Annotated in this window: 13 protein-coding genes; 10 read left to right on the forward strand and 3 right to left on the reverse strand. The window is 27.9% G+C overall.

The window, feature by feature from the left end:
- Positions 1-307 precede the first annotated feature (307 nt).
- A complete protein-coding gene (locus ABNT63_RS02475) occupies positions 308-670 on the forward strand; it encodes a hypothetical protein (protein WP_348736273.1) in 363 nt (120 codons plus the stop codon).
- Between the two features lie 14 nt (positions 671-684).
- Positions 685-900, forward strand: a complete 216-nt coding sequence (locus ABNT63_RS02480; RefSeq protein WP_348736274.1) for an IS3 family transposase — start codon at positions 685-687, stop codon at positions 898-900.
- A gap of 195 nt (positions 901-1,095) precedes the next feature.
- On the opposite strand, the gene ABNT63_RS02485 is transcribed toward ABNT63_RS02480, so the two are convergent.
- A complete protein-coding gene (locus ABNT63_RS02485; protein ID WP_348736275.1) occupies positions 1,096-1,905 on the reverse strand; it encodes an HAD family hydrolase in 810 nt (269 codons plus the stop codon).
- Between the two features lie 351 nt (positions 1,906-2,256).
- Positions 2,257-2,487, reverse strand: a complete 231-nt coding sequence (locus ABNT63_RS02490) for a hypothetical protein (RefSeq protein ID WP_348736276.1) — start codon at positions 2,485-2,487, stop codon at positions 2,257-2,259.
- A gap of 174 nt (positions 2,488-2,661) precedes the next feature.
- On the opposite strand from ABNT63_RS02490, the gene ABNT63_RS02495 reads away from it, so the two are divergent.
- The 6 genes from ABNT63_RS02495 (at position 2,662) to ABNT63_RS02520 (ending at position 8,021) form a co-directional block, all read left to right on the forward strand.
- On the forward strand, positions 2,662-3,663 hold the full coding sequence (locus ABNT63_RS02495; protein ID WP_348736277.1) for a hypothetical protein: 1,002 nt from the start codon (positions 2,662-2,664) through the stop codon (positions 3,661-3,663).
- 218 nt (positions 3,664-3,881) lie between these two features.
- Entirely contained in the window at positions 3,882-4,007 is a 126-nt protein-coding gene (locus tag ABNT63_RS02500; protein ID WP_348736278.1) for a hypothetical protein, read from the forward strand.
- Between the two features lie 38 nt (positions 4,008-4,045).
- Positions 4,046-4,168 carry a hypothetical protein gene (locus tag ABNT63_RS02505; RefSeq protein ID WP_348736279.1) on the forward strand — a complete coding sequence of 41 codons (123 nt, stop codon included), beginning with the start codon at positions 4,046-4,048 and terminating at the stop codon, positions 4,166-4,168.
- Between the two features lie 107 nt (positions 4,169-4,275).
- Positions 4,276-6,249 carry a type I DNA topoisomerase gene (gene topA, locus ABNT63_RS02510; protein WP_348736280.1) on the forward strand — a complete coding sequence of 658 codons (1,974 nt, stop codon included), beginning with the start codon at positions 4,276-4,278 and terminating at the stop codon, positions 6,247-6,249.
- Between the two features lie 117 nt (positions 6,250-6,366).
- Positions 6,367-6,690: a S1 RNA-binding domain-containing protein gene (locus ABNT63_RS02515; RefSeq protein WP_114564671.1), complete on the forward strand. Its 324-nt coding sequence runs from the start codon at positions 6,367-6,369 to the stop codon at positions 6,688-6,690.
- A gap of 56 nt (positions 6,691-6,746) precedes the next feature.
- Positions 6,747-8,021, forward strand: coding sequence for a glucose-6-phosphate isomerase (locus ABNT63_RS02520; protein ID WP_348736281.1), 1,275 nt, complete (start codon positions 6,747-6,749; stop codon positions 8,019-8,021).
- Positions 8,022-8,057: 36 nt separating this feature from the next.
- On the opposite strand, the gene coaD is transcribed toward ABNT63_RS02520, so the two are convergent.
- Positions 8,058-8,480: a pantetheine-phosphate adenylyltransferase gene (gene coaD / locus ABNT63_RS02525; protein ID WP_348736282.1), complete on the reverse strand. Its 423-nt coding sequence runs from the start codon at positions 8,478-8,480 to the stop codon at positions 8,058-8,060.
- 245 nt (positions 8,481-8,725) lie between these two features.
- On the opposite strand from coaD, the gene ABNT63_RS02530 reads away from it, so the two are divergent.
- Entirely contained in the window at positions 8,726-10,393 is a 1,668-nt protein-coding gene (locus ABNT63_RS02530; protein WP_348736283.1) for a ribonuclease J, read from the forward strand.
- Between the two features lie 102 nt (positions 10,394-10,495).
- Entirely contained in the window at positions 10,496-13,498 is a 3,003-nt protein-coding gene (locus ABNT63_RS02535; protein ID WP_348736284.1) for a DNA translocase FtsK, read from the forward strand.
- Positions 13,499-13,513: the final 15 nt, after the last annotated feature.

A 13,513-nucleotide genomic window follows, 5' to 3' on the forward strand; every position in this document is an offset into this window, starting at 1 on the left:
AACATTCTGTTACCAATACACCATTAGAGTTAATGACAAAAAAATTTATGAATATGCAAAATAATTTAAAAAATTATCAAAGTATTTATTCCTAAGTGTAAAAAAAATATAAAAAAATTTATGAGTGATCTAATATTTATACAATTGTATTATTGTGTAAAGTATTTAAGGTTTCTAGAACTGGTTATCATAGCTGATTATGATTGGGAAAACCAAAATATAATAAATGAAATAACTTAATTGCGGATATTATACAAACAATGTATCATAATTTTAACGGTATTTATGACTACAACATGATTACATTATGTTTAAAAAACTATATAATTTAAAAATGAAATTAACAGTTATAATCAGAAAGAAAAAATTTAATTATAAAAAAATTTTTGATATATTAAGATATGAAAATATTTTAAATAGAAATTTTTCAACAACTGGAATTAACCAAAAAATTGGGACAGATATCACATATTTAACTATTAATAATAAAACATATTATTTATCAATAGTAAAAGATTTTCATACAAATGAAATTTTAGATTATCAAATTAGGAAAATGCTTGATATGCTTTTTATAATAAAAAATATAATTAATTCTTGAGTAAAAGCGAGAAAACCTAAAATATGAATTCTACAAACTTTATGTTTACAAACTTGTGTAAAAAAATAGGAATAACAATTTCAATGTCACGAAGAGGTTCTTCACCAGATAATGGTCATACAGATTCTTGATTTAAAACTTTTAAAATTGATTTTTTTGAAACATTAAAACGTATTTTTAGAAATAAAGAATATGTATATTGAATGGTTTCAGAATATCTTAAATTTTATAATGAAATTAGATCACAAAGCAAATTAAAAGGATTGAGCTCTGTTGAACACAGAATAACTCAATCCTAAAGCAATTTTATTTTTTATGTACACTTTTTTCCATATTCAAAGTTTGCTTATTATTTATATCTACAATATTTGCATAAATACTTTTTTTTATTTTTATACATAATAATCTATTTATATTTTTTTCTTCAAATTTTTGTTGTGTAGCATTTAATTTATATTTTTCTTGTTTATTTTTTAAAATAATTAATAATTGCTTTAAATATCAAAATGTTGGCGCAAATATTTGGCTGGACCATCTTCTTGATTTGATAATATAATTTTATCAGCAATTGCTTTTAACTCATCAATAGCATTAGAAACAGCAAGTCCACGTCCTGCATCTCGAATTAATTCAAGATCATTATGTGAATCACCAAAAGCATAAGTATTTGTAACATCAACACCTAGATGCTGCGCTAAAAATTGTAAGACACTTCCTTTTGAAATTTCTTTGCAAGAAATTTGAAAAAATGTGTTCTTATAGTATGATACCACATCTAATTTAGGTCATAATTGTTGCAAGTCCTTAATGAAAGTTTTAGTTTCCTTATCATTTAAACCAACTTCCAATGATATTACAATTGTTTTAATATTTTCGGTAATTTCTTCTGGGTTAGTCACAATATGATAATTTGTTTGTGTTCATGTTGTTCATTTATGAGTTACTTCATTATATTCATTAACATAAGTACTATTATTACTAAAAAAAGAAGTTTTATATTTTTGATAAGTAAAATTAAAAATTTCCTTAATTTCTTCTTTTGTCAACGTTATATCTAATAAAAAACTATTTGTTTTAAATGAATAAATGCTACAACCTTTGTTTGATACAACATAACCATCATATTTATCCACGTTTAATTGTCGTGCAACTTCAATTGTATTTTTTGCTGCTCGTGCTGTTGACGGAATAAAGGGAATTCCTTTTGCTTGAATTAAGTTAACTGTTTCTAATGTAAGCGGACTAAAATTTCGGTTATTATCAAATAAAGTTTTATCTAAATCACAAAAAATTGCTTTGTTCATTTTTGCTAATTCCTCTCTGCAAGTTTTAATATAATTTAATTATTTAAAGATATGTATTTAATATTAGTTTGATAGTAATTTTATAGTCTAGTAAAATTATATATGAAAAATTTTTAAAATAGAAAAAATATTTCATAAAATATTTAATATTATTTTTTCTAATGAAAGTTTAATTCTTATTATTTCAATTTCAATCTGAAATTCACGATCAATTTTTTAATATTTATCAATTTCAATTTGAGTATCTAAGAAATATACATAATTAAGATTATTTTTATTTTGATATTCTGGTTTTATTAAATATTTTCGCCGATAAAATGTGATTTTTCCATGTTGAAAAATAATTGTTCTTTAAAACAATCCTTTTAAAATAAAACGCGTTTGGACATATTCAGATTTTAATAGTTTGTAATCAATTAATTCAATTGCAGATTTAATAATTCTTTCTAAAAAATCAATATTTTTATGTTGAAATCATTCTAATAAATTTTTAGGTGTAATTTCTACTTTAGCAAATTTAAATAAAGTAGGTAAATCAATTTTAAATTTATTTAGTAAGTTTGATATTTGGTTTATAATCATAAGACATAGGGTACCTTTCTAATTAATTTTTTAATAAACTAATTATAAATAAGATAACCCTTTTTTATTTTCCCCAAAAAAATAAAACAGCATCTTTATTAATAACGCTAATAGAAGAAAACATTATTTTATGATATAATAAATATAAGCTATTAATATAAGTAGGGTAAACATATGTGTCAAAACAGTAAAAAGGGTTATAGCAGTAATTGTCACAATAATTGTCGGATTCATCACCATCCGAATTTTTTTAATTATTATCAATATCCTGTTTTTCCTTCTTATGGGTGTGAAACACCACCATTAATTCAGTATTCAATTCCGCAACCTCTATATCCACCGTTATTTGCACAATATCAATATTCTCCAATTATTCAATATCCAATGACAGGACTACAACCAAATCAAAGTTTGTCACTAGGACAACCATATCAATATAGCCCACATAATGTTGGACAAAATTTTAATAATTTAGCCAATAATGCTAGAATTAATGATAATTTTCAATATCAATCTCAACCTGTTAGAGAAGATTATTATTTATCTCCTTATAATTCTCGTATTCCATTAGGGACAGAACGATATTATAATGATTTTCGTCGTCCAAGTTTACCATTAAGTGTTGAAGAAGAATATAATTGAGCAGTACATATTTCTGATATTTTGGATGAGTTTATTGGGCGTCATCGCAGTCGACCAAAATCTAATTTTGATGAATATCAAAACTTAAAACAGACATTAGATACTTCATTACGCCATTTGCAAGAAGCAGAAGCACTAAACCAAAAATTGGTTAATACTTGAGCAAAAAAGGATGATAATTCAAGTAATAATAATTCTGTACATTTACCAACAGATAGTATTGATTCTAAATTATTAAAGTCAAAATATGACCAATCTGATGCTTTAAATGAAAAAAAAGTTTCTCCAATAATTGTTAGTTCTGAACCAGAAAAAAGTTCATCTTTAACTGAAAATAATGTAGAAGATAGATTTAATTTCCTTGATTTTGAAGATAATTTAGATGATAACTCTAATCCTGAAGATGATACGCATAGTTTCTTTTTTAATGATGAATTTAAAGTAGGAGATTCACCTGAAAAAAAGACAATAATATTGCAAAAAATGATAATGATGTTAATAAGGTTGCTGCTGAAGATATTCATGATTTTTTAGGTGTCAAATCACCAGAATTTGATTTAATAGAATCTAATCCAGAAATAATAGAAACGGATGTTTTAGATGATGAAATAACCTTTATTGATATTGATAAAGTAAAGGATACAAAACCAGCTTTTGGGACATATAAGGATTATATAATTAAGACATCATTAGGGGAAAAACGAGCTAGTGAGATTTATCCAAAAATATTTGATGAATATGGTCATCTTAAAATGGATCATTATGAAGCAATGGCCCAATTTGGATTGACAGAAAAACAATATGATCAATTAATTGAAAATTTTTATCATGCAAAAGAAAATAAAACAAAAAAATTAAAAAAAATAAATTTGGAGTAGTTACTAAATCAAAATTTAATGCTAAAGCTTTTTGAATTATGATCAGTGTTTTAGGTGTTATTTTATTATTAATTGCAATAACTGTTATTTTGTATTTTACTGTTCCTAGTGTTACTGAAGGAATTAATATAATAATTGCTAAAATAAAAAAAATATTTTAATTTAGAATAATAAATTTCAAAATAGTTTTTTAAAATATTATGTATAATAATTATTGATGTGTTTTAAAAAATAAAGGAGAGAAAACATGGCACAGACGCTGGTAATAATGGAGTCCCCAACTAAAACAAAAGCAGTTGAAAAATATCTTGGCGAAAATTATTTAGTTTTATCATCAGAAGGACATATTCGTAATTTATCAACAAAAGGTGAGTATGGGTTAGGAGTAGATATTAAAACTTTTGAACCAAGTTATAAAATGGAACGTGGAAAAAAAGAAATTGTTAAAAAATTAAAACAAGAAGCCAAAGCAGCAGATTTGGTTATTCTAGCAACCGACCCTGACCGAGAAGGAGAAGCAATTGCTTATCATTTAAATGAAGTCTTAAATTGTGGTGACAAATCTCGCCGTGTTCGCTTTAATGAAATTACAAAAGAAGCAGTGTTAGATGCATTTCAACATCAAACAGATTTAGATATGAATTTAGTTCATTCACAAGAAACTCGACGAATTTTAGACCGTTTTATTGGTTTTCGCTTAAGCAAATTGTTACAGAAAAAGATTAAGTCAAAATCAGCAGGACGAGTACAATCGGTTGCTTTAAAGTTAGTTGTTGAACGAGAAAAAGAATGGCAAAATTTTGTGTCAGAGGAATATTGGACTGTTGAAGGATTATATAAAAAGGCAGTTGTTAAATTAACAAAATTTAAGGATGAAAAAATTGAATTAAAAGTAGAAGCAGATGTTCTAAAAGTTAAAAAAGTTTTAAAAAAAGATTTTGTTGTTGTTAAAATTAAAGAAAGTAAAAAACAGCAAAAATCACCGAATCCACATACTACTTCAACAATGTTACAAGAAGCAAGTAGTAAAATGGGTTTTGCTTCAAATAAAACATCATTAATTGCTCAGCAATTATACGAAGGAATTAAAGTTAAAGATAATATTACTGGATTTATAACATATCCGCGGACAGATTCAATTCGATTAAGTGACAATTTTGTTCAGGATGCTTTTGACTATATTACAATTAAGTATGGAACAAAATATTTAGGCGAAGTTAAAACACCACCAAAAAATAAAAAAAATGTGCAAGATGCTCATGAAGCAATTCGTCCAACTGATTTAACAATGACACCAGAAGCGGCAAAAGAATATTTAAGTCGTGATCAACTACGCTTATATAAAATTATTTATAATCGTGCGTTAGCTAGTTTAATGGCGAATGCAAAGTTATTAAGTAAAGCAATTATTTTAGATAATAATAATTATGAATTTCGGATGACAGGAAGTACGATTCAATTTGATGGGTTTTTAAAATGTTATGTTTTAGAAGGTGATGAAGAAATTGCAAAGTTACCAATGTTAAAACCAAATCAAATTATTAATTTAAATGAATTATATGGAATTCAACATTTTACTAAACCACCGAGTCGTTACTCTGAAGCAAAATTAATTAAGACATTAGAGGAAATTGGGGTTGGACGTCCATCAACTTATGCACCAATTATGCGAACATTAAAAGATCGTGGTTATATTATTGTAGAAAACAAAGCAATTAAAGCAACTGAAAAAGGGATTTTAACAAGTGATAAATTACAAGAATATTTTAGTGATATTATTAACGAAACATACACTTCAACAATTGAAGAAAGTTTGGATGTGATTGCACACGGTGACGCAGAACCAAAACCATTATTAAAAGAATTTTGAGAACGATTTGAACCACGCATTGAAGCAGCAATGGAATTAATGGAAGAAATTCCAGTTGAGAAGGTGGGGATTGAATGTTCAGAATGTGGAAATGATTTAGTATATCGATATGGAAAATACGGGAAATTTATTGCATGTTCAGGGTTTCCAAAATGTCGTTATATTCATCAAACTGGTCCAAAATTTGGTCCTTGTCCAGAATGTGGCGTTGGTGAAATTATTTTGAAATTTAATAAGCGACGTCAACGTTTTAAGGCGTGTACTAATTATCCAAATTGTAATTACACTGATTCATATAAAGAAGAAAAGATCGAACAAGAAGAAAATAATAGCGAAAATAACGGATTGTATCGAATTAATTTATTAAAATAATAAACGATACTTTTTTTATGCTAGATATTTATGCAAAATATTTTATTATTTAGAAAATGATTTTCATAGTTCTAGCGGTATAATTAGTACAGTTTCAGAAAGGGGATATGACGAATTATGTATGTAAAAGGAAGTAAAGTTCTTGCAAAAGTTACAAACATTACACCGTTTGGTGCATTTTGTGAATTAAAAAATGCTGCTGGATTAATCCACATTAGTGAGATTTCAGATTACTATGTAAGAGATATCAAAGAATTTGTTAATATTGGTGACAATGTTGAAGTAGAGGTACTAGACTATGACCCAGTTAAGAAACAAGTAAAATTAAGTTATAAGAATTGCCGACCTGAATTATTGAAAAAGAATAATAGTCAAATTCAAGAAACAGGAGTAGGATTCCAAATGTTAAGTGAAAAAATTAATTCACTAACAAGTAAATAAATTAAAATTTTTACAAATGTAAGGTTTTTTAGATAGAAAGCAGGCATATTATTAAAATGATTAAAGTAGATTTTATTAATGCATTAGCCGAATCTGTTTTTAACAAATATTTAGGGCGAGTTAAAGATATTCACCAAATGATTCATAATAAAACAGGATTAGGAAATGATTTCCTTGGTTGAGTTGAGTGACCAAATAATTATGATCAAGCAGAGCTTGCAAAAATGAAACAAACAGCAAAGAAATTAGCTAGTGAAATTGACGTTTTATTGGTAATTGGAATTGGTGGGAGTTATCTTGGCGCGCGAGCAGCAATTGAAATGATTAATGGGTTATATAGTCAACAAAAAGTAGAAATCATTTATATTGGAAATACAATGTCTTCAACTTATACAGCACAAGTTTTGAAATATCTTCAAGACAAAAAATTTGGAATTTGTGTTGTGTCTAAATCAGGGACAACAACTGAGCCAGCAATTGCATTTCGTCTTTGCAAAGAGCTTTTAGAAAAAAAAGAAGGAAACCTAAAAGTATCCAACTTAATTGTTGCTATTACAGATAAAGAGAAAGGTGCTCTAAAAATATTAGCTGATAAAGCAGGTTATCAAACCTTTGTTATTCCGGATGACATTGGGGGAAGATATTCAGTGTTAACTCCAGTTGGTATTTTTGCAATGTTAGTAAGTGGTATTAATGTTGATAATGTCTTTAAAGGAGCACAACAAGCTTATCAAGATACTTTAATTGATGATTTCACTAATCATGCCTATAAATATGCTGTTGGACGTTATATTTTAAATCAAGAGGAAAAATATAAAGCAGAAATGCTTGTAACTTATGAGTTACAAATGCAAATGATTACCGAATGATGGAAACAATTATTTGGGGAATCAGAAGGAAAAAATTCAAAGGGTTTACTACCATTATCGTGTGTTTTTTCGACAGATTTACATTCTCTTGGCCAATTCATTCAAGAAGGGACAAAAAATATTTTATTTGAAACAGTTATTGCAATTAAAGAACCACAAATTAATCTTAACCTTCCAAAAGCAGAAGTAGATACCGATGGTTTAAATTATCTCGCTGGAAGAACATTGCATGAAATAAATACCATTGCTGTTGAAGGCGTTGTTGCTGCTCATACAAAAGTTGGGCATGTTCCAAATATTGTTTTAGAATTTGCAATAATGGATGATAAAATGTTTGGTTATTTAGCATATTGATTTATGAAAGCTTGTGCAATGTCAGCTTACTTGTTAGAGATAAATCCATTTGATCAACCAGGAGTTGAGGTTTATAAACAAAATATGTTTAATTTATTAGGAAAATAAAAGACAAAATAAAAAATATTGAAACTCAATATTTTTTTATTTTTTTAATTGCTTAATTTGGTTTAAAAAAGTTGAAGAAATTTCATTCAAACCATAATCGGCAATAAAAAAAATTGTTTCAAGATCTTTATTTAATTGTTTATTAGCAAAAGCTAATTCCATTTCATATTTTAAATCGTTATTATTTCGTAGACCTCGAATAATATATTTAGCCCCTAATTGTTTAGCAAAATCACTAGTTAACATTTTGTCATTAATAACAATTTCAATATTTAAATTAAGGTTTTGACAAGCTATGGCAGCTTGTTCAGCACGCGTTTTAATGTTTGTTTGATTTGATTTTTCTAAATTATTCGTAATTACAACATATAATTTTGAAAAGAGAGTACTTGCTTTTTTAATAATATTAAGATGACCATCATGAATTGGGTCAAAACTACCTGGAAAAATTGCTTTCAAGATTATTTTCACATCCTTTTAAATATTATTATTTTAACTCAAAAAATGTGTTATGATAATAGAAATATGATATTTTTCCGATTATTTGGATATTTTTTTAATAGTAATGTATAATAATTAAGATTACATTTATTTAGAGAGATTACATTTGTATTAAGGGGAAAAATGTATAAATACATTTAAAAAATAAAATGTAAATAAGTATTAATTAATGAACAGCGAATAGAAAGTAGACGATTTTAATTATGGCAAAAATTAATTTTTTCGCTCTTGGTGGATTAGACGAGCGAGGTAAAAATTTATACTGCATTGAGGTAGAACAAGATATTTTTATTTTTGATGCGGGAACAAAAAATCCGGAACGTGGAATTTTAGGAATTGATGTAGTAATTCCTAATTTTGATTATCTAAAGGAAAACCGTACTCGAATTAAAGGTGTTTTTATTACAAAACCTTCGGATGAATGTTCTGAAGCACTTACTTATATTTTAAAAGAATTGGCACTACCAGTTTATGGAAGTGATTTAACTTGTAATATTTTAAAATTCCATTTACAACGTTTTAAAGTTCGTGGGAAAGAAGAATGTTTTCATGTTATCAATGTAAAAGATATTCTTGATTTTGGTTTATGCAAGGTTGAAGTATTTTCAACAACAACAAATATGCCAAATAGTTTTGGTTTTGCATTGCATACACCTGATGGCACAATTATTTATACTGGAGATTATATTTTTGATGCTAAAGCAGACCCTAATTTTGCAACAGATTTACAACATTTAAATCAAATTATTGCTAAAAATAAGGTACTATTATTTTTATCAGAAGCCTCATCAGCTTCACGCCGTGATTATACAGCACCAAACCATAAGATTAAAAATTATGTTGAACGAGCTGTTAAAGAAACAAAAGATCGTATTATTTTAGTTTGTTTTGATCAAGATTTACATAAAATTAGTGAGTTATTTGATTTAGTTCGTGAAAATAATATTTCAGTTGGAATTTATGGTCAAACTTTATTAGAGTCATTAAAAGTGTTATCGGATAGTAAAAAACTAAATTTCAATGGAATTAATTTAAAAGGATTACAAGAAGCAGTTAAAGAAGAAAAATCATTAATTATTGTAACTGGTAGTGGAGAACGTTTATATAGTCGTTTGATTAAAATTGCTTCTGGTAATGATGATATTCTAGATATTAAAGAAAGTGATACAATTATTTTAACAACACCGCCAAACCCAGGAAGTGAATTAAATCATGCCAATGTTTTAGATGAATTAGCACGAACTGTCGCAAAAACAATTGCTTTATCGGATAAAAAAGTTTGAACAATAACAGCAAGTTATGAAGATGTTAAATTAATGAGTTCAATTATTAATCCAAAATATTTTGTGCCATTGAAAGGTTTATATAAAGATTTTGTGCAAGCAAAAATGGCAGCAATTGAAGCTGGGATTAATCCAGAACATATTTTTATTGTTGATAATGGCGAAGGTCTTGAATTTATTGATGGTGAATATACGAAAAAAATCAATAAGGTAAAAACCGCTGATTTATATGTTGATGGGATTGGCGTTGGTGACATTGGAGCAGTTGTTTTAAATGAACGAAAGCAATTAGCTACTGATGGAGTTGTTATTATAGGAGTTTCAATTGATAGTAAAACAAAGGAATTGGTTTCTTTAATTGACACGCAAATGCGAGGAGTAATTTATATTCAAGAAAATAATGATATTTTCCGTAAAATGCAAAAAGTTATTATTGAAATTATTAAGAAACATTATAAAAAAGCTGTTGTTGGTGAAATGTATGATGTCAATGAAATAAAAAATGAAATTAGATCGACAATTAGTTCATTTGTTAAAACAGAAACAGGAAAAACACCAATTATTTTAGCAATTGTGAATGAAATTTAATTTTATGATATATTTGTAGTAGATAAATATTTGAAGCTTTTAAAATGTATGGTAATATTTAAAGTAATTTCTAAATATTTAGAATTTTAGGAGGGCTGCACTATGGAAAAGAAATCTTATGATGATCAGTTATTAAATGATCAGAATGAGAAAACTGCAATCTTAAAAGTCGAAAAAAAGCAGCGTCGTAATGATTCCATCGGGTGAGTAATTGGGGCATTATTAGTGACGTTTTTTACTATTCTTGCCATAGGGCGAATTACTTTAATTGGGCAATTTATTGATGATGTTTTATTTACATTTGCATTTGGCTGGTTTAAATATTTAATGTATTTTGTATGCTTAGTGCTAGGCTTGACAATTTTTATTGGAGTACGGATTCGATTAAAATCACGGGTAATTTGAATGGTGGTAACCTTTATCATTTTGTCCTGCTGATTGGTAAGTAGCATTTTGTTAATTTATCAATATGCTAAAGGGCAAATGGCGTATTTTGATAAAACTGTTTTTTTAGATGTTGTTAAGAATTATTTGCAACGCTGACAAGATGCATCAATTTTTAATCCTAATCCAAACCATCCGATAACATTTGTTGGTTTTAATGGTGCTTGAATTACTTTATATGCTGGAGGGGGTATGATTGGCAATCTTTTAGCTGGGATTGCTAGTTATACTACCATTTTTGGTTCATTAATTTTGTGTTTATCAGTTTTTTTATTATGAGAAAGTTGAGTCGCAACCGGAACAGCAATTGGGATGTTTTTACCAAAAAATGAACATCAGCAACAAGGTGTACGTGTATTACGTTTATCAGCAAATCGACGTCAAAAGCAAAATATTTACCAAAATTTTAATATTCCTGATGAGGAATTATTTTCAGCTCGACAAGTTATGCATACAACAGAAGTATCAGATATTACAATTCAAATGCCATCATATACAGCCTTAAATGACCAACATTTAATTGATGATTTAATTGCCGATGATTTTGTTGGTAAGAAAAAAATGAAACAAAATTATGTTCGTTTTGATAATCAAACTAGTTCTACACCAGAATTACGAAAAGAACCTTTCAATGCAAAAGAACCTTTTAATGATTATTATTCAGGGCCTTCACAGTCACCACATTCTTCGCAATTGCCGCACCGTTCACGAATGCAATTAACACCGGATCAATATATTCAACCACGTAATCGCCGTAGTAATAATACGCTTAATAAAAAACTTAATGATTTACCAGTGTATGGTTCTTCTTATGGAAAAGATATTAATATTGATGTTACACGTGATAAGTTGAATTCAGCAACTGATATCACGCCTTTTGGAAAAATTAATCGATGTAGTAATTCAACAACTTTAAAGCAAACATCATTTTATGATGAACAATTACCAACAGAAAAATTTAATCCAACGCCATCAGAACAATTTGAAACAATTGATATTAATGAAGGAATTTATCATCGACAAAGTAATTCAGAATATTATCATCCATTAGAATCATATCAAGATGAATATTATTCGAATTATGAGCCACCATTAATGGATCAACAACATTTTGACATGCCGTATCAACCACCCCACCGTGTTATGAAACCCAAGTCAATTGAGATTAATAAAAAAAATAGTCAAACTATTTCGCGCCGAAATACTTTTAATAATCCACATTACAAATTACCAAATTTAGGTTTATTAAGTCCAAATGAAGATAACCGTCGTAATAATGAACGAAATAAACTTGCTGCGCAAAAGAAAGCAGTGAAAATTAATCAAGTTTTTCAACAATTTAATATTGCTGCTAGTGTCCAAGGAATTAATATTGGCCCAACTATTACAAAATTTGAAGTTCAAATGCAACCAGGAGTGAAAGTTAACAAAATTATGCATTTAGAAAATGATCTAAAATATGCTTTAGCGACTCAAAATGTTCGAATTGAAGCCCCAATTCAGGGAAAGTCAGCTGTTGGAATTGAAATTGCTAATGAAATTAGTAATAAAGTAACATTACGTGAAATTATGGAACGATTACCATTAGAAAAACAAGATCGTAAATTATTAGTTGGCATTGGTCGCAGTGTGAACGGAGAAATTATTTTTGTTGAATTAGATAAAATGCCACATTTATTAGTTGCTGGTTCAACAGGTAGTGGAAAATCTGTTTGTATTAACACCATTTTATCATCACTAATATTACGAACAAAACCATCGGAAATTAAATTATTATTAATTGACCCAAAACAGGTTGAACTAGTTGTTTATAATAATTTACCCCATTTATTAGCGCCAGTTATTACAGATACTAAATTAGCAAATTCTGCCTTAAAAAAAATAATTGCTGAAATGGAACGTCGTTATAGTATGCTATCAGAACGTGGAGTCCGCAATATTAAATCGTTTAATAAAAAAGTTACAGCAAAAGATCGCTTACCTTATATTGTTGTTATAATTGATGAATTAGCTGACTTAATGATGACAGCTGGAAAAGATATTGAAGATTCAATTATGCGAATTACGCAATTAGCTCGTGCTGCTGGAATTCATATGGTGATTGCAACACAACGCCCATCAACAGATGTTATTACCGGGGTAATTAAAACAAATATTCCATCGCGAATTTCTTTTTCAGTTACCTCAGCAATTGACTCTCGCACAATTTTAGACCAAGGTGGGGCTGAAAAACTAATTGGATATGGTGATATGTTATATGCGCCTGCCGGGCAAAATATTTCAACCCGTGCGCAAGGGGCATTTATTTCTGATGATGAAATCCAACGATTAGTTGAATTTTGCCGTGCTCAACAAGAACCTGATTATGATGAAGAGTTTTTAAATATTGAAATAAATAGTGAAACAGGAAGTAGCAATGAAAACGATAATATTGATTCATTGTATCAAGAAGTTAAACATTTTGTGATTTTAAATCAAAAAGCCTCGACATCTTTAATTCAACGAAAATTCTCAATTGGATATAATCGTGCTAGTTGTTTAATTGATGCTTTAGAAGAAAATGGGATTATTGGTCCACAAAATGGATCAAAACCACGGGATGTCTATGTTCAAAATATTGACTTAGATGATAATTCTTTTAATGATGGCGGTTATTGATAGAGCGCAGATAATTTA

The sequence above is a fragment of the Spiroplasma endosymbiont of Ammophila pubescens genome (genome assembly GCF_964020965.1).
GTDB lineage: Bacteria > Bacillota_I > Bacilli_A > Mycoplasmatales > Mycoplasmataceae > Spiroplasma.